Here is a 627-nt window from a genome sequence, read left to right on the forward strand (position 1 = left end):
GCGCCGCCGCTCTAACCGAGTGGCGCGGTCTCTGCGCCGAATAAGGGACAGCCATCCTGCCCTTGTAGAGACGAGTTAGAATTGGTCTGACACCACCTATCGGCCGTATTGACGGGTCAGCTCGATCATGTCGGCCACCAGTCGGTCTTCGTCTGCGCGACCTCGCGGAACGTGCCGTTGCGTGGACCGGTGTTGTCCAAGCACGCGGCAGGCGCGTCTCTCGGAAACGTTCAGCTGGCTACGAACATGAGCGATGCAGGCTCGACGACGAGCGGGGCTCAGTAGTTTCCCTTTGCCGCCTCCGAGAGTATCAATTTGTCCAACGTCAGATCTGAAACTGCGCGTCTCAGCCGCTCGTTCTCTTTCTGTAGCCGCTTCAGTTCCTTCAACTGATCTACACTCATTCCGCCGTACTTCTTGCGCCAGCGGTAATAGGTTTGTTCAACAACGCCGATCTGTCTGATCGCATGGCGGCACCCCTCATGCGGCTTCATCGAGCTTTGTGGCCTCAGTTGATCCGATCAAGGCGGAATGAAGCGCCTTGATCGCGGTTTCGACGGCATCCCGCGGCACGACGAACTGAATGTCGACACTGCGCGTTGTCTGGTGCGCGGCGATCACGTCGAT

At 58.7% G+C, this 627-nt stretch carries 1 pseudogene; it reads right to left on the reverse strand.

Annotated elements, in window-relative coordinates:
- Nucleotides 1-99: 99 nt before the first annotated feature.
- Nucleotides 100-467 (reverse strand): annotated as a pseudogene (locus AVO45_RS19570) (transposase); the annotation flags it as partial.
- Nucleotides 468-627: the final 160 nt, after the last annotated feature.

Source organism: Ruegeria marisrubri (genome assembly GCF_001507595.1).
In the GTDB taxonomy this organism is placed as follows: domain Bacteria; phylum Pseudomonadota; class Alphaproteobacteria; order Rhodobacterales; family Rhodobacteraceae; genus Ruegeria; species Ruegeria marisrubri.